Here is an 18,209-nt window from a genome sequence, read left to right as displayed (position 1 = left end):
CAGAAGCAAGCCTGACCCTAATCCAGCGTCCGCCTGAACCGAACCAGCGCGACGCCGGCAAACAACGCCACGAACACCACCAGCCAGCCGATCTCCGTCGCCACCGCCGGCAGTTCAGCGCCCTTCAGCATCACCGCGCGGATGATGCGCAGGAAGTGCGTCAGCGGCAGGATCTCACCGAACGCCTGCGCCCAGCCGGGCATGCCGCGATAGGGGAACATGAAGCCGGACAGCATGATCGACGGCAGGAAGAAGAAGAAGGTGAGCTGCAGCGCCTGCATCTGTGTGCGGGCGATGGTCGAGATCGTGTAGCCGAGCAGCACCAGCGCCAGCACGAAGATCAGCACCGCGGTCAAGAGCAGCGACATCGACCCGGTGAAGGGGATGGCGAACAAGAGTTTGGCCGCCGCCAGCACCACCACGACCTGCACGCCGCCGACCGCCAGATAGGGCAGCACCTTGCCCATCATGATCTCGAGCGGGCTGGAGGGCATCGCCAGCAGGTTCTCCATGGTGCCGCGCTCGGTCTCACGCGTCAGCGCGATCGAGGTCATCATCACCATCGTCATCTGCAGGATGACGCCGAGCAGGCCGGGCACGATGTTGTATTGCGAGATGCCTTCCGGGTTGTAGCGCCGGTGCACCACCACTTCGAGTTGGCCAAGGGCCGCCTCGGCGGCGGCCTCCTGCATGCCGCGCGCCCTGAGCAGGGCCTGGCTGGCGACGGTGCCGAGCGTCGAGATGGCGCCGCTGGCGACGGCCGGATCGGTGGCGTCGGCCTCGATCAGGATCTGCGGGCTGTCGCCACGCTCCACCCGGCGGGCGAAATCGGCCGGGATGGTGACGACGAAGGCGACATCGCCGCGCGACATCAGGAATTCCGCATCGGCCGCACTCTGCGAGACATGGTCGAAACGATAGTAGCCGGTCGTCTGCAGGGCCGAGACCATGGCGCGCGTATAGGGGTCGCTGCTCGTCGCCACGAGTGCCGCCGGCAGGCTTTTGGGATCGTTGTTGATGGCGTAGCCGAACAGCACCAGCTGCATCAGCGGCACGCCGAGCATCATGGCGAAGGTGATGCGGTCGCGCCGCATCTGGATGAACTCCTTGATCAGCAGCGCACCAAGCCGGGCGAAGGAAAAGACGCTGTTCATGCCATGTTGTCCTTCGAACCGGACATGAACTGGATGAAGACGTCCTCGAGGCTGGATTCGCCCGGCGCCACCTTCACGCCCTTGTGCTCTTTCTCGACATCGGCGAGCGCGGCTTCCAGCTTCTTCTTGTCGGAGCCGACGACATGCAGCGTCGCGCCGAACGGCGCCACCTGGTCGACACCGGGGCGGCCTTGAAGCGCCTCAGCCACCTGGTCGAGCTGCGGGCCCTGCAGGACGAAAGTGGTCAGTCCGGCATTCTTCACCACCTCGGCAACGGTGCCGGTGGCCAGCATCTTGCCGTAGGAGATGTAGCTGATGCGGTGGCAGCGCTCGGCCTCGTCCATATAGTGGGTGGAGACCAGCACGGTCAGCCCGCCGCTGGCGAGGCGATGGATCTCGTCCCAGAACTCGCGCCGCGCCTTCGGATCGACACCGGCCGTCGGCTCGTCGAGCAGCAGCAGCTTCGGCTTGTGCATGATGCAGGCGGCCAGCGCCAGGCGCTGCTTCCAGCCGCCCGACAAGGTGCCGGCCAGCTGGTTGCGGCGCGACGTCAGGCCGAGGTCTTCGAGCGTTCTCGCGACATGCTCCGCGACCGGCTTCAACCGGTAAAGCCGCGCCACGAATTCGAGATTCTCGCCGATCGTCAGATCCTCGTAGAACGAGAATTTCTGCGTCATGTAGCCGACTTCGCGCTTGATGCGCAGGCTGTCGGTGCGGATGTCGAAGCCGAGCACCGTGCCTTCGCCCTCGTCGGGCGTCAGCAGGCCGCACATGATGCGGATGGTGGTGGTCTTGCCCGAACCGTTTGGACCGAGAAAGCCGACGATCTCGCCTTCGGCGACCGTCATCGTCACATGGTCGACGACGGTCTTGTCGCCAAACCGCTTGACCAGGCCATGGACGTCGATGGCGTTCATTGTCCGCCATCCGCGAGATCGACATCGACGATCTGGCCCGGCTGCAGCGGGCCGGCGTTGCCCTCCGGCCGAGCCTCGACCAGATAGACCAGCTTCTGCCGGTTCTCCAAGGAATAGATCACCGGCGGGGTGAATTCGGGATCCGGCGAGACGTAGCTGACCCGCGCCTTCACGTCCGGGCCGCAGCCGTCGCAATGGACGCCGAGCAAGGTGCCGACCTTGACCGAGGAAAAGGCGGCTTCCGGGATGTAGACGCTGAGTTTTACGGCGCCGTCGGGCAGGATCGAAATGACCGGTGAGGTCGGTCCGGCGGTGTCGCCCGGATTGCGGATGACATCGTTGACGCGACCCGGCGACGGCGACGCCAGCACCCGCTTCGACAGCCGCCACCGCGCCTGCTCCAGGGTTGCCTGCGCCTGCTTGACCTGGTTGTCGGCGGCCTTGATCGTCTCCGGGCGCGCCGGCAGGCCGCCGACGGCGAGATTGGCATTGGCCTGGCCGACCTGGGCGTTGGCTGTCTCCAGCGTCGCCGAGGCGGTGTCGAAATCGGCCTGCGTGCCGGCGCCGCGCTTGAACAGATCGGCGGCCCGGTCGTATTTGCGCTTGGCGTCGGCGGCCTGCGCGCTGGCCATGTCGACCTCGGCCTTGAGCACCGCGATCTCTTCCGGGCGCTTGCCGATCTGCAGGTCGGCCAATTGCGCCTGGGCCTGGGCCAGGCCGGCCTCGGCCTGCGCGACCGCGATCTTGGCGTCGGCGCTTTCCAGCGTCACCACGGTCGTGCCGGGTGTGACACGATCGCCGCGCTTGACGGTGACGGTCTCGACCTGCGCCACCTCGATCGGCGCCAGCAGCACATAGTCGCCCTCGACATAGCCGACGGCCAGCGGCGCTGCCGGCGCACAGGCGCTGAAAAGCTGCGCGGCGAGCGGCAGCGAACAGAGAAAGCTCATGGTCTTTGCCCCTTCATCCCTGCACCTTGCGGGCGGCCAATATGGCCCTGAGATTGCCCGATATGACCGCCACCACCTTGGCCGCCTCGGCGGCGCCAATGTCGTTCCACCCCATGCGGCGCATCACCGCCTCGCGGCCGATACGGAAATAGATGACTTGGCCGATCAGCGTGAACACGGTGAGCCTCGTGGCCTCGCTTTCGGCCGGCTCTCCCGTCGCCTGCTCCCAGAGCTGGCACAGCCGGCGGTGCGTCGGCTCGAACACGCCGTCATAGATGCGGTCGAGCGCTGCCGTCGGATGCGAAAGCTCGCGCAGCACGAACTGCACGATCTCGCCGGCCTGTGGGCTGGCAACGACAAAGCCGACCATCCGCTCCAGCGCCGCGAAGAGCAGCGCTTGCGCCACCTCCGGACTGGCCGGTCCCGGTGTGGCTGCCTGCACATTGCCGAGCGCCTGGCCGGCAACCGCCTGGATGGTCTCGACGATAAAGTCGGCGGCGGCGGCGCGAAGGCCCTCCTTGCCGCCGAAATGATAGGCGATCGAGCCTATATTGGCCTCTGCCTCGGCGGCGATCTGGCGCGTCGAGGTGCCGTCGAAACCCTGCCGTCCGAACAGTTTCAGCGCCGCCTGGACGAGGGCCGAACGCGTCATCTCGGCGGGTGACGTCTCGCGACGGGGACTTCCGGTGTCGGGCAACTTGATCATGAGCGCACTTTAATCAATCGATTGATTAAAGTCAATCGATGACTCAAACTTGTGTACGCGACCATCTTGCCACGGCCGGCCGTTAACGCTTTAGTGCGCGGCCATGGGCAAGGAAGTCGAACGTAAATTCCTGGTCTCCGGCACAGCATGGCGGGATCTGGTCGAGGCGGATATCCGCATTCGCCAGTTCTACCTTGCCGCGACCCCCGGCCGAACCCTGCGCATCCGCATCAGCGACGACGCTTCCGCCAAGCTGACGCTCAAATTCGGCAGCAGGGCGCGCGTGCGCGACGAATTCGAGTATCCGATCCCGCTGGCGGAGGCCAAGGAGATGCAGGCCTTCGCGCTTGGGCGTGTCATAGAGAAGACACGCCACCATGTTAGGCATCGCGGCTATCTCTATGAGGTCGATGTCTTTGGCGGCCCGCTTGCGGGACTTGTCGTCGCCGAACTTGAGACGCCGGAGGACGTGCCTGCCGAAATGCTGCCTGACTGGCTCGGCCGCGAGGTCACTGGCGAGTCTGAATTTTACAACGCGTCGCTCGCCCTCGGGGGGATTCCGGAGATCGCCGCATGAGTTTTCGCATCGATCCACGCCTGCCGCTGACCGGCGAGGTCAGGCGTATCCTTGCCGAAGAAATCGGCAAGGCACTGGCCCATCTTGACGCCGCGCGCAGCCGGCCGGAACAGGGACTGCACAAATGCCGCAAGCGGCTGAAGAGCGCGCGCGCCTTGCTGAGACTTGTTCGTTCCGGTGGCGAAACATTCTGCGAGACCGAGAACCAATGCTACCGCAACGTGGCTGGCCTGCTTGCCGGGCCGCGCGAGGCGACGGCGCTGATCGAGACCATCGACCGGCTGGCGGCAAGCTTTCCCAAGGAAAGCGCCGACGACGGGCTGGCTGCGGTGCGCGACAGGCTGATCGCACGCCAGCATGAATTGCATGAGGGCGCGGGGCTCGATGCCGCGATCGCTGCTGCGACCGCCGCTTGCGAGGAAGGCCTGCAGCGGATCGAAACCCTCACTCTGCCCGATCAGCCGGAACAAGCGGCCGACGTGCTTGCCGAAGGCGCCCGCACCACCTTGCGCCGGGCCAGGAAAGCGCTCGACAAGGCCGGATCGCGCGGCGCGGCCAATGATTTCCACGATCTGCGCAAGGCGGCCAAGACGCACGGCATGCATCTGTCGCTGCTCGGCAGGCTGTGGCCGACGCCGATCAAGGCCAGGCGCAAGGCGGTCGACGCACTGGGTGAGCGGCTGGGCGACCTGCATGATCTGTTCGTCATGCGCGACCTGCTCGAGGCCGATGACCGTCCGCTCGGACCGGCCGAAGACACCAGGCTCCTGGGCAAGCTTCTGAAGCGGTCGGAAAAGCAGCTGAAGAAGTCCTGCCTGACCGAGGCCGCCGAGCTGTTCGGCGACAGTCCCAAACGCTCGACACGCAAACTGGCCCGCAAGGCGCGCGGCGATCTGGCCGAGGCAGCCCAGGACGATCTGATCGCAACCGCCGGCTGACGGAGCTGTCCTCTCCCTTCTCCGCTTGTGGAGGGGAGCTGACGTCGGCTCAACCACCCTCCCGCTGGAACCGAGCGCCTGCCCGTGCTAATCGGCATTTGGCATGACCGAGCTCAGAGACACGCTTCTGGATCGACTTGGCCGCCGGCTCGCCGGCGCGCTGCAGGAAGAGTCTTCCGGCTACGAACCTTATACCCCGTCCGATGCCGAGACGCTGCGCCGTGCACTGGAGCCCGGCGACATCCTGTTGATCGAGGGCAACCAGAAGATCTCGGCGGTGATCAAGTACCTGACCCAGTCGACCTGGTCGCATGCGGCCCTTTATGTCGGCGATGCGTTGCCCGAGCCGCAAGACGGAACGGAAAGGCCGCGGCTGATCGAGGTCTCGATGGGCGAAGGCTGCGTCGCCGTGCCGCTGTCGCGCTATCGCACCTACAACACCCGCATCTGCCGGGCGAGCGGCCTGGCGCCGGAGGACCGCGACAGGGTCGTCGCCTTCATGATCGGCAAGCTCGGCCTGAAATACGATCTCAAGAACATCCTCGACATGCTGCGTTATTTCCTGCCGGCGCCGCCGGTGCCGGTGCGCTGGCGCCGCCGCATGCTGGCATTCGGCTCCGGCGACCCGACACGGGCCATCTGTTCCTCGCTGATCGCCGAGGCCTACGGCCAGATCCGCTATCCGATCCTGCCCGAAATCACCCGCGCGCCCGGCCGCGCTTCGGCGCAGTCCAATTATTCACGCCGGGAAATCCTGCACATCCGTCACCACTCGCTGTACACGCCGCGCGACTTCGACCTGTCGCCGTATTTCCGCATCGTCAAGCCGACGCTGGAATATGGTTTCGACTACCGGGCGGTGACCTGGGACGACAAGGCTGCAGAGCCCGAGACGAAGGCTGCCGAATAGCGGCTCGCCTTAAGCGTTTCACAGAAACGGCTCTATCTCTCTGTTTATGCCGGCAGTGGCCGTCGTCCTTTGGCGGCAACGGCGCTTCGGCTGTCCGGCCTTGCACCGGCATCGCGCGGGTGCGGACCGATCGGCATGATCGCCTGAAACGGCGTAGCGCCAAACGCGAACGTCCATTTGAAGCCGACCAGCCCCTCCTCGGGCGTGGTGTGCTGGTCGTGATGGGCAAGCAATTTGGCGCGGTTGGCCAGATCCTCCGCCTCACGCCGCACCATCTCAGCCGTTTCCGGCCGCATCCGCCTGCTGAAACTGACGAAGGTCGCTTCCCGCTCGATATGGGTGATGGCCCAGCCGATGAAATTCTTGTTGGTCATCTCGAACAGCGGCCTCAGCGGCCCTTCGAAATTCCACTGGATCGGTGTCTCGACCAGCAACCTTGCCGTGAGACCCCGGCCGAGCGCGATCAGGCCGAGCTCCTCCAGATCGCGCAGATAGAGGAACATCGAGGCTTCGCTCAGGCCTTGCGAGCGCATGATGCCTTCGGGGGTGAACTTCTCCGACAGCATGACGAAGATGAACAGCAGCGCCGGCCGGCCGGCGAGCTTGCGCTCGATGTCCGGGGCGATGTGGTTGACCGGCCCCGGCCCGCGGTTCATCGAGCCGAGCACGTTTTCCAGTTCGACCCCGGCCGCCGTGCAGATCTCCATCAGCCGGTCGAGCTTGCAGTTGCGTTCGTGGAAGATGCGCTTCACCGTCGGCTCGGAAACGCCCATGCGTTCGGCAAGCTGGCGATAGGTGACGCCCTTGGCCTTCAGCGTCCGCTTCAGCGCCTCGAAGATCAAACCGTTCATCGGATGCACCTCTTGCCGGCAGTTTCGTATCGATTTACGATACTAGCGGTAATCTGCCTTTTCGGAAAGTATCGAAAACCATAGCTCTTCCTCCGTCATCACAGGAGAGCACTCATGAACCGCTTCATCCCCCTTTTCGCAGTCATCGGCATTGTGGCGGCGCCCGCCGCCCAAGCTGGTGAGCTCTGGCGCGCGGCAGGCCTCGAACAGCCGGAATCGGCGCTGTTCGACGCCGCCAACAACCGCATCATCGTCTCCAACATCGTCGGCAATCCCGGCGATGCCGACGGCAACGGCTATCTCTCGGTGCTGTCCACCGACGGCAAGACGATCAGCCAGCACTGGACCGACGGCATGGACGCGCCCAAGGGGATGGCGATATCGGGCGGCAAGCTCTATGTCGCCGACATCACCAAGGTCCGCGTCGTCGATCTCGCCAGCGGCAAACTGGTTTCCAGCATCACGGTGCCGAATGCCGTCTTCCTCAACGACATGACATCAGACCAATCCGGCAAGGTCTACGTCACCGACATGCTGGCCGACGCCATCTACCGCATCGACGGCGACCGGCCGGAGCTGTTCGTCAAGGATGCGGCGCTGGGTTCGCCCAACGGCGTCTTCGCCGACGGCAACCGGCTGATCGTGGCCTCATGGGGCAAGGGCATCAAGCCCGATTTCAGCACGGCCGAACCGGGCGGGCTGCTGTCGGTCGATCTCGCCAGCAAGGCGGTTTCGCCCCTGCCCGGCGCGCAGAAATTCGCCGACCTCGACGGCGTCATCGCCATCGGAGACACCATCTACGCCACCGCCTACATGACCGGCACGCTCTACCGCTACCGTGCCGGCGCCGCGCCGGAAGCGCTGGCGCATTTCAAGCCGGGCAGCGCCGACATCGGCACTGACGGCAAGTCGACCATTTTCGTGCCGCTGATGAATGAGGGCGAAGTGGCCGCGCTGACACTCGACTGAGGGTGGTATTGTTAGCCGGCTCGTCCCGGCCTCCAGGCTCGCGTATGGTACGCTGGCCCAGCATCGGCGGCGAAGGAGTTTCGATATGGAAGACGGGGACATCCGCGCGGCTCTGGTTCGCCACTGGGCCGTCTCCGATGCGAACGATTTCGAGGTGGAGCACCAGATTTACCGGGAGGATGCGGTGCTCGACTATCCGCAATCGGGCGAGCGCATCCGCGGAAGGCGCCAGATTCAATCGTCTCGCGCCGCGCAGCCGAACCGGAAGCGCTTCACGGTGCGGCGGATCACCGGAGCGGGCGACCTCTGGGTCACTGAATATGTCCTGGCCTATGACGGGCGGCCGTCCTACACGGTGAGCATCATGGAGTTCCTCGATGGCAAGGTGGCCCGCGAGACGCAGTATTTCGGCGATCCGTTCGAGCCGGGGCCTTCGCGTGCGCAATGGGTCGAGCGGATTCCCTGAAGCCTGGCCGCCATAAGGATGGTCATCCGCCGCCCTCTCGCCCGCCCGGAGCTGCCTAACGATACGGCCGCTCTCGCCCGCTATCTCATTGGCAAGGTGGTGGTGCGGGAGTGGCCGGAAGGCATCGCCAGCGGCCGCATTGTCGAGACCGAGGCCTATGTCGTAGGCGATGCCGCCGGGCATGGCTACCGGGGGATGACCCCGCGCAACCGTTCGCTGTTTCTCGAGCCCGGCCACGCCTATGTGTATCTCGCCTACGGCATCTCATACATGCTGAATGTCTCGAGCGACGTGCCCGGGATCGGAACCGGCGTCCTAATCCGGGCGCTCGAGCCGCTCGAAGGCATCGCCATCATGCGGCTCAATCGCGGCATCGAGCGCTTGCGCGACCTGGCGCGAGGCCCGGGAAGGCTCGCCACGGCGTTGCGGATCGATCGTTCGCTCGACGGGCTCGATCTTTGCCAGCGGGGCCCGCTGTGGCTCGGACATGGTGACGACCACGAGCCCGGCGAAATCGGGCAGAGCACCAGGATCGGTATTTCGCGGGATGCGAACCGCCTGCTGCGATTTTACGTCAGGGGGAGCCCGTTCGTGAGCGGTCCGAAATCGCTCAACGAATAAGAGACGGCACCCCCTGACTCGGCGAACACAAAGCCGGTCGGGATTGGACCGCCATATCGACAGGGCTGCCATCTGGTCCTGCCGTTTCCTCTGAGATATCCGGCTGCACATGAGTGTAGCCGTGAAGACCCCCAGACTGGCCGGCGCCGTTGCCCCGATGACCCCGGTGCTGGTATGCGCGTTCGCGATCTTCCTGCTGTCGGGGATGGACGCGGCGATGAAGACCCTGGTCATCGCTGTCGGCGTCTACAACACGGTACTGTGGCGCAGCATGGTTGCGACTGTGGTCGCTGGTGCGGCCTGGTCTGCCGGGTCACGCTCAAAGCCAACCCTTGCGGTGCTGCGGCTGCATGCGCTGCGTGCCGCTGTCGTCGGCATCGTCCTGATGTGCTTTTTTTGGGGTCTGGCCAGGCTGCCGTTGGCGGAGGCGATCGGGCTCAGCTTCGTCGCGCCCCTGTTCGCCCTCTTCCTCGCCGCATTGTTGCTGGGCGAACGAATCCGGCGGCAGGCGATCTGGGCATCGCTGGCCGGCATTGCCGGCGTCGCGATCATAATGGCCGGCCAGTTCGGGCGGGAAAGCTATTCGCAGGATGCCATGCTGGGCACGGCAGCGGTGCTCGTATCGACGGTGTTCTACGGCTACAATCTGATCCTGGCGCGTCAACAGGCGCAGTTGGCCAAGCCAATCGAGATCATGTTGTTCCAGAACCTTTGCGTCGCCATCCTCCTCGGCCTCGCCGCACCGTGGCTGGCGGTGGCGCTGCCGACCAATCTTTGGCTTCCCCTGGCCGGGGTGACGGTGCTGTCGCTTGCCGGGCAATTCCTGATGAGCTGGTCCTACGCCCGCGCCGAGGCGCAATATCTGATCCCGACGGAATACTCGGCCTTCATCTGGGCGATCGCGCTTGGCTGGTTCTTCTTCGACGAGGCGGCGACCTGGACCACGCTGACAGGAGCATGCCTGATCGTCGCCGGCTGCCTGATCGCGGCGCGCGCAAACCCGAAGCTTGCCGAGCCGATCGAGGCGACGGTTTGAGGAAGCCTGCCGTCAGCCGCGCCTAGCCGCCTCGATCGCGGCGACGTCGATTTTCTTCATATCCATCATCGCATCAAAGGCGCGTTTTGCTTCATCGCCACCGGCATCCATCGCCTCGGTCAGCACACGCGGCGTGATCTGCCAGGAGACGCCCCATTTGTCCTTGCACCAGCCGCACGCACTTTCCTGGCCGCCATTGCCGACGATGGCATTCCAGTAGCGGTCGGTCTCTTGCTGATCGTCGGTGGCGATCTGGAACGAGAAGGCTTCGTTGTGCTTGAACGCCGGCCCGCCATTGAGGCCGAGGCAGGGGATGCCGGCGACCGTGAATTCGACCGTCAGCACATCGCCCGCCTTGCCGGACGGGTAGTCGCTGGGCGCACGGTGGACAGCACTCACCGCGCTGTCGGGAAACGTCTCGGCGTAGAAGCGGGCTGCAGCCTCGGCGTCCTTGTCGTACCACAGGCAGATCGTGTTCTTGGCAATTGCCATTGCTTGTTCCTTTCCCTTTTTTGAAGCTTTGAAGCCTTTGCGGTCCGGTTTCCCACGCACCCCGGCGGCGATTCACAGTCGCCCTCGACGGTGCGAACACAGAAATGCGCTCATGCCATCGGATGTTCCGCCCACGAAACGATGTTCCTGTGAGGGGGTTTCCTGCATTCGAGTTGACCGTGGCCGGCGTTAGCCAAGAAGGTTGCGCAACGTCCGCATGAACACTTTTGAACCGATCGGGATCAGGTCGTCCGGAAAATCATAGTCCGGATTGTGCAGCGCCGGGTGCCGTTCGCCCGCGCCAAGGAAGAACATCGCCGATGCCGCCTTGTGGCCGAACACGCCGAAATCTTCCGAGGCGCGCATCGGCAGGTTTTCCTCTCCGTGCGGGACGCCCTCCTCATCGAGCGCTCGCAACAGATGCTCAACCGCCTCCGGCGCGTTGACGCTGGCAACAAACACCTCATGATAGTCACACCGGGGCGACAAACGATGCTCGGCGGCAATTCGCGTGACCAGGGCTTCCGCGGCGGCGCACAAACTGGCCATGCGGTCGTCGCGCCGGGTGCGCAGCGTCGCCCAGATTTCGGCATGCCCGGGCGCAATGCCGAACACGGCTTCGCCCATCTCGGCATGGGTGACGGTGACCATGCTGAAGTCGTCGTCGGCAAAGGTTCCGCGCCCGAGCGCGGGTAGGGCCGGCATCAACTGGCTGATTGCCATCATGGGCGAGATGCCGGTCTCGGGCATCGACGAATGCGCGGTCTTGCCCTCCAGCACGATGCGCATGCCGCGCGAGGCACAGTTCACCACGCCCGTCTTGAGCCGGACCTCGCCGAGCGGCACGCCCGGCAGATTATGCAATGAGAACGCGAAATCCGGCGCAATCGCGCCGAAGCGCGGATCGGCTACAACGCCGGCAGCGCCGTTGCCGGTTTCCTCAGCTGGCTGGAACATCAGCACGACACGGCCGCGAGCCGGCCTCTCGCGCCCCAGCTGACGGCCAAGCGCCGCCAGGATCGCGGTGTGTCCGTCATGGCCACACATGTGCGACTTGCCCGGCACGAGCGACGCATGTGGTGCGCCCGAAAGCTCGTGGATCGGCAGCGCATCGAGTTCCGAGCGGAACAACAGCGTTGGTCCCGCCTCGCCGCTTTCGTAGACCGCCGCGACGCCGTGCCCGCCCAAGCCGGTCAGCACCTCGTCCGGTCTCGTATCGGCGAGGAAGTCGACGACCTCTTTCGCCGTTCTCTCCTCTTCATTCGAGATTTCCGGGCGCTGGTGCAGCTGGCGCCGCCACGCCGTAAGCTCGACGATGTCACGATTGGTCAGGGTCACGTTGTCTGTCTCCGCTTGCACTCTGCGTAACACACCCGGTGAAACTTCCGTCAAGCGACCGAGGCGGTCAATCCGGAGCTGGTTGTGCCAGAGCGAGTTCCGGAATGGCGCGCGCCCCGACTACCAGGGTTCAGATGTCGCGATCATCGAGAATACGAGAGAGCGTGCTGCGCCCAAGCTCACTCATGGCGGGGTTGGTGCGATGGTAGTACCAGACGAGACCCATCGCCTGCTGGAATGCCCAAGCAGCACCACGCTTCCACCAAAGGTCCTCAACTTGAAGGCCGCACCGAAAGGTCGCCCTTCGCTCGCGGTCTAGAAGATGCCACGCGACGACCAAATCCAGCGACGGGTCGGCTGGTCCGAAACTGCCACCATCAAGCACTCCGACAAGACGCTCGCCCTGCACGAGAAGGTTTGGTGGGATAAGGTCCTTATGACTCATCACGACAGGCCTGGCGGATGGCAACTCGCGGAAGCGAGCCCACAAATCGCGCAGTCTGATCACATCGAGAAGGCCCTCGCTGTTTTCAAAACAAACAATCATCCAATCGTCATGATCGGCGAGACGTCCACCACGTCCTTGCCCGTCGAAGCGTCGGCCCCGCGTGTCCGCTCGGCGCAACGACGCCACGAGGTGCGCAAGGTCCAGGGCGAACGTCGTCGATCCACTGAGCCCGTGCGGCGTGGCTACCTCGCCTTCGATCCACGTTTGCAATGCCCATGGCATTGGATAGTGGGGACCTGGCTCGCCGAGCCCAATCGGTTGAGGCGTCGGAAACAGGCAATGTTCTCCAAGCTCGACCATAGCGGCGGCCTCCGACCGAAGCATATCGGCGCATTCGGTCGTATTCATCGCTCGCAGTGGGAACCGTGCAGTGCTCTTCGAGCCAATGCGGAAGATGGCATTGACGGTTCCCGACGATCTGACTGGGGTGATGTCCTCATGACGATACTGAGGAAACTGATCGCGGATCATCTGGCGGGCGATATCGATGTCGATATCCACCTGATCGTCATGCATCATGAGTTCTCGTCCTGCCGAGCTCGGCATGAAGGGCAAATCGTTTGGTGGTTGTAGCGAATGCACGGACCAATGTCCGCTTCCACGTCTTCGCAGTAGATCCCAAAATGTCTGAAACAGGCGCTTTTCAGACAGGCAGCCCAGGGCCGGGAACGGACTGGCGGCTTTCGGTCTTGGAGCCGCCGGTCGCCCGGCCCGAAACAGGAAGCCGCCCCCCGCCGCCGCCCAATCAGCCCGCCTTGCTTGGCTGGAATTCGTCGCTAAGCACGCGCTCATTGGGATCGATCGGACCCAAGTTCTTGACCACCCGGAATCGACCGCCCTTCGCCTGCGCGATGTACATGTTCATGCGAACATGGTGCTGGCCCGGAACCATTTCGGCCGGGCCGCCGGGCCCCTCGCTTATGCGGGCGTGATCGAGCGCCCGGATGACCGCGTCGCGCTCCACCGTGCCGGCCTCCTTCACTGCCGCTTCCCACATCCTGATCGCCCGGTAGTGGCCGGTGCAGCCGCTGCCGGCGGTCAGCATCGCGCTGCCGGGGAATCGATCGCTGTAGCGACGCAAGAGCGCCCGGCCAAACGGATCCTCGAGCTCCTGGTAGTAGTCGAGACAGCTGTAGAGGCCCTCGATCTGCTCCGACGGCACAAGGTTGAAGAAGTTCTCGTCGAAGTAGGTGCAGACGATCTTGCCGCCCCGCTTGCCGAAACCGGCCTTGTGCAGTTCGTCAAGGAATGGCGTCAGGCCTGGCGGGACGATGGTGTTGAAGACCACGTCGGCGCCGCTCGCCATGATCTGCTGCACCGTTCGCCGGAAATCGACGGTGTCGAGCGGGAAATACTCCTCGCCGACGATCTCGCCGCCGTTGGCGCGCACCACCCGGCTTGCCGCCTTGTTCAGCAAATGAGGCCAGATGTAGTCGGCCGACGGAAAATAGAACCGCTTCGCCCCGGTGCTTTTCATAAGCCATGGGATCAACGGTTCGACCTGCTGCGCAGGCACCGGACCCGTGCAGAAGATCAAGGGATCGTTTTCCTGTCCCTCGTACTGCTCGGTGTAGATATAGAGCGTCCTGCCTCGGGTTACCGCCTCGCTCTTGATGGCCTGGCGGGTCGAGCTGTAGATGCCGCCGACGACCACATCGACCTTGTCGACGTCGATCAGTTTCGCGGTCCTTGCCTTGGCAACGCTTTCGACGGTTTCGCCATCCTCGATGACGAGCTTCACGGGCCGGCCGAGAAGGCCGCCCTTGGCGTTGATGTCGTCGACGAGCATTGTCGTCAGATTCGCGTTGGCGATGCCCATGAAGGACAAGGGGCCAGTGAGTTCGGCGATAAGGCCGATCTTGATGGGTTTCGGATCCATTTGCTTTCTCCAAATCTGGGGTTGGTCGGGCGCGCCGCCGGACGCCAGGCGGCGCGCAGTGCGGGACCTCAGGCCTCGTAGTGGCCGAGCAGCAGTGCGGCCTGCGGCTTGCCGACATGGCCGGCTTCCTGCAGGATCGCCGGCACCTCAGGATCCGACACGAAATTCTTCCAGCCCTCGGCATCCCAGTCGAAGATGGCCCAGACGCGGTCCGCCTCGCTGGGGTCGCGGAACACGGTTGCGCCGTTCGAGCCGTGCAGCCGGCGCTTGTCGGCGCCCTTGGTCGAAAAGATACGGATGAAGCGGTCGACATCCGCCACCTTGGTCGTTGCGAGAAGCATCGGTTTACCCTCCTATCAGTCGCGGCCACCATTGATCCGTCGACAGGATCCACGATGCGCGCACTGGAGCAGGCGCGCATGGGGTGGATTCCCTATGCCTGCGTTTCGCCCGGTCGGATAAGGCCGTGCTCGACCGCGTACAGCGCGGCGGCGGCGCGCGTGGTCACGCCGATCTTTGAATAGACGCTCTGGATATGGTGGTCCGCCGTCTTGGGCGAGATGTCGAGCCTGCGTGCCGCCTCCTTCGCGGTGAGGCCAGCGGCGATCAGGCGCAGAACCTCGATCTCGCGAGGCGTCATGCCGGCCAGCGCCCGCGGCGGCACCCGACGCGACGGCTGCCCGGCGAAGGACAACACGGCCTCGGCGGCGTCGGGGCAGATGCAGCCCTCACGAACGGCTGCGCGCAACTGTGCCGCCGCCGCCTCACTGGGCAGCGCCTTGCGGTGCGGACGTTCCTCTCGCGATGTCTGGAATGCTTCGGCAGCAGCCAGGATCCTTGCCGCAGGCGACAGGTCGGAAGCGCCGACCTTGCGGTGATAGCCCGAGCCATCCAGACGTTCGTGATGGCGAAGCACAAGGGCGCCCATCGCATCGCCCTCGCGGCCGAACGAGGCCAGCGCCCGTTCGCCGTAATAGGCGTGCAGCTGTGCCGCGTCGCGCTCGCGAACCGACAGCGGGCCGTTGCGCATCCAGGTCGCCACCGGCACCACCAGTTCGCCGATATCATGGATGCAGCCCGACCAGCGCAGCGCGCGAACGTCAGCGGCGGGCAGCCCGATCCCTTGTCCTGCGCCCTCCGCCAGTTCCGCCACCATCCGCGAATGCCCATGCGTGAACGGCATGCGCATGTCGATCATGTCGGCGATGGCGAGGAAAGCCTCATCGCAAGCCGCCTTATCCAGCGTCACCGGCGGATCGGGCTCGAGCGACAGGATCGTCTCGCGATCGACCGTCGTGCCGATGCCCTCCATCAGCGCCGCCGCGTTGGCCGCGACGAGCCGGGCCAGTTCCGCTTCGTATGGACCATCGCCGCGACTGGCGATGGTCTCGGCCATCCCGTCGATGCCGACGGCATCGCTGAGCGCAATCGCATCCTGCGCCAATGTGATCAGCCGCACGGCCGGCAGGACATCCTCGCCGCTCAGCCCGCGCGGCAGGCCCTTGCCGTCCCAGCGTTCGTAGATCTGTCCAAGATTGCGCCGGATCTCGTCGGACAGGCCGAGCCGCTCGCCGATCCGCTGCGCAACCTCGCAATGCGCTGTCAGCACCGGGCGGGCCACCGCGAGCGCCTGCGACATCGCGGCCTCGATCGCCCTGGCCTGCGCGTCAGGTTCGAGATCGTAGTAGAACCGTTTGAAGGCCTGCACGAAGACCCTGCCCAGTTCCGCACGGTTGCCCATGTCGAGACCGACAAGATCCTGGCGGAGTGCGATTTCGTCGCCGAAGGTGGCCGACAGCAGGTCCGTGTCGGCATTGCAGCCGACATAGCGAAGCATCGACTGGTGGTAGGCATTGCGCCGAACCTCATCGGAAACTCCGGCAAGCTCGGCGATCCGCATTGCAAGTACGCAGGATTTCAGCGCGAAGTCGCGAGAATGACCGGTGGCGAGGTCCGAAGCATAGGCCAGGACCATCATGAAGTCCGCGCGGCGTATCGAGACGTCTGTCATCGCACACCCCCAGTCAGCCCCATGCTAGTCCCGCGTGCCGTCAACACCTAGGGGAAAAATCCCAAGCCCGATGTGCTATCCTGGGAGCGACAGGCAACCGGACCGAACTCGAACGAACCGGCACCGGTTGCGGGTGCCGCACCGGTTGCAGACAAGGCGTCCCAGCTTCGGGTACATTGCGCCGAAAGCGACAATCATCGAAGGAGGCTATCGAGGTGAACGAAGACACCGCCAGTCCAAGGCCGCTCGCCGAGATCGCCAGCTATCATGCCCATATCTACTACGACGGGCAAAGCGAGCGACAACATGCCGAATGGCTGCGGCTTCGCATCGGAGAACGTTTCCGCGTGCGCCTGGGCAATTGGCATGAGCAGAAGGTTGGCCCGCATGATCAGGCAATGTACCAGGTCTCATTTGCGAACGAGGTTTTCGCTTCACTCGTACCGTGGCTGATGCTGAACCATAGGGGGCTCAGCATCCTCATCCACCCGAATACGAGCAACCCGCTGCGCGACCATCTGGTCGATCCGATCTGGATCGGACGGCCGCTGGCAGTGAACGGCGATGTTCTTCCGGACGATCATGAGGCGGAAGAGGCGCTGCCGCCCAACACCAACCCGTCTCTCTCGGCCTAGCCGTTCCCAGCGCAAGCGTCCGCGCGGGCGAGGAGAAAGGCCGCTTCCCGCATGTTGCGGGTCAGCTTGGCCGCGGTCTCGAATTCGGAGCGGGCCTCGGCCAGCCGGCCGGCCCGAAACAGGAAGTCGCCCCTCGCCGCCGGCAATGGCGCATAATTGCGCAGCGCGGCTCCGTCGGCGATCTCGTCCACCAGCCGCAAGCCGGCTTCGGGCCCGAAGGCCATGCTGTGGGCGACCGCCCGATTGAGATCGACCACCGGCGAGGGCATCACGGCCCGCAGCCGGTCATAGAGCGCCGCGATGCGGGGCCAGTCGGTATCGGCAGGAGTGCGTGCACGCGCATGGCAGGCCGCAAGCGCGGCTTGCAATGCATAGGGGCCATCGCCCCCGATCGCCTCGGCCCGGGCCAGCGCGTCAAGGCCCCTGCGGATCAGCAGCTGGTCCCAGCGTGCGCGATCCTGCTCGGTCAGCGGCATCAGGGAGCCGTCCGGGCCGATGCGTGCCGGCAGGCGCGACGCCTGGATTTCCATCAGGGCCAGCAGGCCGAACACTTCGGCATCCTCGGGCATCAGCCCCGCCAGCATGCGGCCCAGCCGTTGCGCTTCCCGGCACAGGCCCGGCCGGACAAGATCGTCGCCCACCGTGGCGGCATAGCCTTCATTGAAGATGAGGTAGATGACCTCCAGCACCGAGGAGAGCCGCGCCGTGCGTTCGGCGCCGCGCGGCACCTCGAAACTCAATCCGGCCTTGCCGATCGTCCTCTTGGCGCGGACGATGCGCTGGGCGATTGTCGCCTCAGCCGAGAGGAAGGCACGGGCGATCTCGTCGGTAGTCAGACCGCCGATGACACGCAGCGTGAGTGCCGCGCGGGCATCGGCCGAAAGCACGGGGTGGCAGGCGGTGAAGATGAGGCCAAGCAGCTCGTCGCCTAGATCGTCGTTCATGGCCGCTTCGATCATCCCGGGCGTGTCGTCGAACTCGCGCGCGATCTCCTCATGCTTGCGCGCGCGCATCTTGTCGCGACGGATCGCGTCGATGGCGCGGCACTTGGCCACCGTCATCAGCCAGGCGCCGGGATTGGCGGGAACACCGGTTGCGGGCCATTGCGACAGGGCAATGACCAGGGCGTCCTGCGCCAGTTCCTCCGCAAGGTCGACATTGCGCACGACGCGGGCCAGACCCGCGATGAGCCGGGCCCGTTCAATGCGAAAAATCGCTTCGATCGCCTGGTGCGTCTCGCCTGCTGTCATG

Annotated in this window: 20 protein-coding genes; 8 read left to right on the top strand and 12 right to left on the bottom strand. The window is 64.8% G+C overall.

Going from position 1 to position 18,209, the window contains the following annotated elements; all coding sequences use genetic code 11:
• Window positions 1-17: 17 nt before the first annotated feature.
• Genes AC0ZT5_RS25610 through AC0ZT5_RS25595 form a run of 4 tightly spaced genes read right to left on the bottom strand, consistent with a single transcriptional unit; the run spans window position 18 to window position 3,727 of the window.
• Entirely contained in the window at window positions 18-1,154 is a 1,137-nt protein-coding gene (locus AC0ZT5_RS25610; protein ID WP_184872811.1) for an ABC transporter permease, read from the bottom strand.
• Window positions 1,151-2,071, bottom strand: a complete 921-nt coding sequence (locus tag AC0ZT5_RS25605; RefSeq protein ID WP_488498711.1) for an ABC transporter ATP-binding protein — start codon at window positions 2,069-2,071, stop codon at window positions 1,151-1,153. The genes AC0ZT5_RS25610 and AC0ZT5_RS25605 overlap by 4 nt, the downstream gene beginning before the upstream one ends.
• Complete coding sequence (locus AC0ZT5_RS25600) at window positions 2,068-3,021, bottom strand: HlyD family secretion protein (protein ID WP_488498710.1); 954 nt, start codon at window positions 3,019-3,021, stop codon at window positions 2,068-2,070. Before AC0ZT5_RS25600 ends, AC0ZT5_RS25605 begins: the two co-directional genes overlap by 4 nt.
• 13 nt (window positions 3,022-3,034) lie before the next feature.
• A complete protein-coding gene (locus AC0ZT5_RS25595) occupies window positions 3,035-3,727 on the bottom strand; it encodes a CerR family C-terminal domain-containing protein (protein WP_488498709.1) in 693 nt (230 codons plus the stop codon).
• A gap of 103 nt (window positions 3,728-3,830) precedes the next feature.
• Here AC0ZT5_RS25595 and AC0ZT5_RS25590 point away from each other — a divergent pair, with 103 nt between their 5' ends.
• From AC0ZT5_RS25590 to AC0ZT5_RS25580, 3 genes are all read left to right on the top strand, one after another.
• Window positions 3,831-4,304, top strand: a complete 474-nt coding sequence (locus AC0ZT5_RS25590; protein WP_488498708.1) for a CYTH domain-containing protein — start codon at window positions 3,831-3,833, stop codon at window positions 4,302-4,304.
• Window positions 4,301-5,242 carry a CHAD domain-containing protein gene (locus tag AC0ZT5_RS25585; RefSeq protein WP_488498707.1) on the top strand — a complete coding sequence of 314 codons (942 nt, stop codon included), beginning with the start codon at window positions 4,301-4,303 and terminating at the stop codon, window positions 5,240-5,242. Before AC0ZT5_RS25590 ends, AC0ZT5_RS25585 begins: the two co-directional genes overlap by 4 nt.
• A 103-nt stretch (window positions 5,243-5,345) precedes the next feature.
• Entirely contained in the window at window positions 5,346-6,152 is an 807-nt protein-coding gene (locus AC0ZT5_RS25580; RefSeq protein WP_477280771.1) for a C40 family peptidase, read from the top strand.
• A 44-nt stretch (window positions 6,153-6,196) separates the two neighbouring features.
• Here the strand turns inward: AC0ZT5_RS25580 and AC0ZT5_RS25575 are convergent, their stop codons facing one another.
• Window positions 6,197-7,003: a helix-turn-helix domain-containing protein gene (locus AC0ZT5_RS25575; RefSeq protein ID WP_488498706.1), complete on the bottom strand. Its 807-nt coding sequence runs from the start codon at window positions 7,001-7,003 to the stop codon at window positions 6,197-6,199.
• Between the two features lie 114 nt (window positions 7,004-7,117).
• On the opposite strand from AC0ZT5_RS25575, the gene AC0ZT5_RS25570 reads away from it, so the two are divergent.
• The 4 genes from AC0ZT5_RS25570 to AC0ZT5_RS25555 all read left to right on the top strand — a co-directional run bounded on the left by AC0ZT5_RS25570 (window position 7,118) and on the right by AC0ZT5_RS25555 (window position 10,095).
• Entirely contained in the window at window positions 7,118-7,972 is an 855-nt protein-coding gene (locus tag AC0ZT5_RS25570) for an SMP-30/gluconolactonase/LRE family protein (RefSeq protein ID WP_488498705.1), read from the top strand.
• Window positions 7,973-8,057: 85 nt separating this feature from the next.
• Window positions 8,058-8,438 (top strand): nuclear transport factor 2 family protein, encoded by a 381-nt coding sequence (locus AC0ZT5_RS25565; protein WP_488498704.1) that lies wholly within the window; start codon window positions 8,058-8,060, stop codon window positions 8,436-8,438.
• Between the two features lie 18 nt (window positions 8,439-8,456).
• Complete coding sequence (locus AC0ZT5_RS25560; RefSeq protein ID WP_488498703.1) at window positions 8,457-9,059, top strand: DNA-3-methyladenine glycosylase; 603 nt, start codon at window positions 8,457-8,459, stop codon at window positions 9,057-9,059.
• A gap of 109 nt (window positions 9,060-9,168) precedes the next feature.
• Window positions 9,169-10,095 (top strand): DMT family transporter, encoded by a 927-nt coding sequence (locus AC0ZT5_RS25555; protein ID WP_488498702.1) that lies wholly within the window; start codon window positions 9,169-9,171, stop codon window positions 10,093-10,095.
• Between the two features lie 12 nt (window positions 10,096-10,107).
• On the opposite strand, the gene AC0ZT5_RS25550 is transcribed toward AC0ZT5_RS25555, so the two are convergent.
• From AC0ZT5_RS25550 to AC0ZT5_RS25525, 6 genes are all read right to left on the bottom strand, one after another.
• Complete coding sequence (locus tag AC0ZT5_RS25550; RefSeq protein ID WP_488498814.1) at window positions 10,108-10,581, bottom strand: VOC family protein; 474 nt, start codon at window positions 10,579-10,581, stop codon at window positions 10,108-10,110.
• Between the two features lie 195 nt (window positions 10,582-10,776).
• Window positions 10,777-11,925, bottom strand: coding sequence for an amidohydrolase (locus AC0ZT5_RS25545; RefSeq protein WP_488498701.1), 1,149 nt, complete (start codon window positions 11,923-11,925; stop codon window positions 10,777-10,779).
• Between the two features lie 130 nt (window positions 11,926-12,055).
• Window positions 12,056-12,952, bottom strand: coding sequence for an aminoglycoside phosphotransferase family protein (locus tag AC0ZT5_RS25540; protein ID WP_488498700.1), 897 nt, complete (start codon window positions 12,950-12,952; stop codon window positions 12,056-12,058).
• Between the two features lie 226 nt (window positions 12,953-13,178).
• Complete coding sequence (locus tag AC0ZT5_RS25535; RefSeq protein WP_488498699.1) at window positions 13,179-14,312, bottom strand: substrate-binding protein; 1,134 nt, start codon at window positions 14,310-14,312, stop codon at window positions 13,179-13,181.
• A gap of 68 nt (window positions 14,313-14,380) precedes the next feature.
• Window positions 14,381-14,653, bottom strand: coding sequence for a hypothetical protein (locus AC0ZT5_RS25530; protein ID WP_184872797.1), 273 nt, complete (start codon window positions 14,651-14,653; stop codon window positions 14,381-14,383).
• A 92-nt stretch (window positions 14,654-14,745) separates the two neighbouring features.
• Entirely contained in the window at window positions 14,746-16,323 is a 1,578-nt protein-coding gene (locus AC0ZT5_RS25525) for an HD domain-containing phosphohydrolase (RefSeq protein WP_488498698.1), read from the bottom strand.
• A gap of 215 nt (window positions 16,324-16,538) precedes the next feature.
• Here AC0ZT5_RS25525 and AC0ZT5_RS25520 point away from each other — a divergent pair, with 215 nt between their 5' ends.
• Window positions 16,539-16,958 (top strand): DOPA 4,5-dioxygenase family protein, encoded by a 420-nt coding sequence (locus AC0ZT5_RS25520; protein ID WP_488498697.1) that lies wholly within the window; start codon window positions 16,539-16,541, stop codon window positions 16,956-16,958.
• On the opposite strand, the gene AC0ZT5_RS25515 is transcribed toward AC0ZT5_RS25520, so the two are convergent.
• On the bottom strand, window positions 16,955-18,208 hold the full coding sequence (locus AC0ZT5_RS25515) for an RNA polymerase sigma factor (protein WP_488498696.1): 1,254 nt from the start codon (window positions 18,206-18,208) through the stop codon (window positions 16,955-16,957). The genes AC0ZT5_RS25520 and AC0ZT5_RS25515 overlap by 4 nt on opposite strands.
• Between the last annotated feature and the right edge of the window lies 1 nt (window position 18,209).

It is taken from the genome of Mesorhizobium sp. CNPSo 4670 (assembly GCF_057784235.1).
This window is presented reverse-complemented; position numbering and strand designations above follow the sequence as displayed.

Bases quoted from the DNA above. Each gene is read 5' to 3' on its own strand.
- AC0ZT5_RS25610 (WP_184872811.1), bottom strand. From the start codon at position 1,154: ATGAACAGCGTCTTTTCCTTCGCCCGGCTTGGTGCGCTGCTGATCAAG.
- AC0ZT5_RS25605 (WP_488498711.1), bottom strand. From the start codon at position 2,071: ATGAACGCCATCGACGTCCATGGCCTGGTCAAGCGGTTTGGCGACAAG.
- AC0ZT5_RS25600 (WP_488498710.1), bottom strand. From the start codon at position 3,021: ATGAGCTTTCTCTGTTCGCTGCCGCTCGCCGCGCAGCTTTTCAGCGCC.
- AC0ZT5_RS25595 (WP_488498709.1), bottom strand. From the start codon at position 3,727: ATGATCAAGTTGCCCGACACCGGAAGTCCCCGTCGCGAGACGTCACCC.
- AC0ZT5_RS25590 (WP_488498708.1), top strand. From the start codon at position 3,831: ATGGGCAAGGAAGTCGAACGTAAATTCCTGGTCTCCGGCACAGCATGG.
- AC0ZT5_RS25585 (WP_488498707.1), top strand. From the start codon at position 4,301: ATGAGTTTTCGCATCGATCCACGCCTGCCGCTGACCGGCGAGGTCAGG.
- AC0ZT5_RS25580 (WP_477280771.1), top strand. From the start codon at position 5,346: ATGACCGAGCTCAGAGACACGCTTCTGGATCGACTTGGCCGCCGGCTC.
- AC0ZT5_RS25575 (WP_488498706.1), bottom strand. From the start codon at position 7,003: ATGAACGGTTTGATCTTCGAGGCGCTGAAGCGGACGCTGAAGGCCAAG.
- AC0ZT5_RS25570 (WP_488498705.1), top strand. From the start codon at position 7,118: ATGAACCGCTTCATCCCCCTTTTCGCAGTCATCGGCATTGTGGCGGCG.
- AC0ZT5_RS25565 (WP_488498704.1), top strand. From the start codon at position 8,058: ATGGAAGACGGGGACATCCGCGCGGCTCTGGTTCGCCACTGGGCCGTC.
- AC0ZT5_RS25560 (WP_488498703.1), top strand. From the start codon at position 8,457: ATGGTCATCCGCCGCCCTCTCGCCCGCCCGGAGCTGCCTAACGATACG.
- AC0ZT5_RS25555 (WP_488498702.1), top strand. From the start codon at position 9,169: ATGAGTGTAGCCGTGAAGACCCCCAGACTGGCCGGCGCCGTTGCCCCG.
- AC0ZT5_RS25540 (WP_488498700.1), bottom strand. From the start codon at position 12,952: ATGATGCATGACGATCAGGTGGATATCGACATCGATATCGCCCGCCAG.
- AC0ZT5_RS25535 (WP_488498699.1), bottom strand. From the start codon at position 14,312: ATGGATCCGAAACCCATCAAGATCGGCCTTATCGCCGAACTCACTGGC.
- AC0ZT5_RS25530 (WP_184872797.1), bottom strand. From the start codon at position 14,653: ATGCTTCTCGCAACGACCAAGGTGGCGGATGTCGACCGCTTCATCCGT.
- AC0ZT5_RS25525 (WP_488498698.1), bottom strand. From the start codon at position 16,323: ATGACAGACGTCTCGATACGCCGCGCGGACTTCATGATGGTCCTGGCC.
- AC0ZT5_RS25515 (WP_488498696.1), bottom strand. From the start codon at position 18,208: ATGACAGCAGGCGAGACGCACCAGGCGATCGAAGCGATTTTTCGCATT.